This window comes from Pantoea sp. ICBG 985 (genome assembly GCF_002928365.1).
GTDB lineage: Bacteria > Pseudomonadota > Gammaproteobacteria > Enterobacterales > Enterobacteriaceae > Pantoea > Pantoea dispersa.
In genome coordinates this window covers 1-277 of sequence record NZ_POWM01000029.1, presented here as the reverse complement: position 1 = coordinate 277, position 277 = coordinate 1, and the positions used below count along the sequence as shown (strand labels likewise).

General features: G+C 54.2%; 1 rRNA gene. It reads left to right on the top strand.

Annotation, left to right across the window (positions count from 1 at the left end):
- Positions 1-277, top strand: a 23S ribosomal RNA gene (locus C1Y42_RS23300); the annotation flags it as partial.

Genomic DNA, 277 nt, shown 5'->3' with positions numbered 1-277 from the left:
AAATCGTACCCCAAACCGACACAGGTGGTCAGGTAGAGAATACCAAGGCGCTTGAGAGAACTCGGGTGAAGGAACTAGGCAAAATGGTGCCGTAACTTCGGGAGAAGGCACGCTGGCGCGTAGGTGAAGGGACTTGCTCCCGGAGCCGAGGCCAGTCGAAGATACCAGCTGGCTGCAACTGTTTATTAAAAACACAGCACTGTGCAAACACGAAAGTGGACGTATACGGTGTGACGCCTGCCCGGTGCCGGAAGGTTAATTGATGGGGTTATCCGCA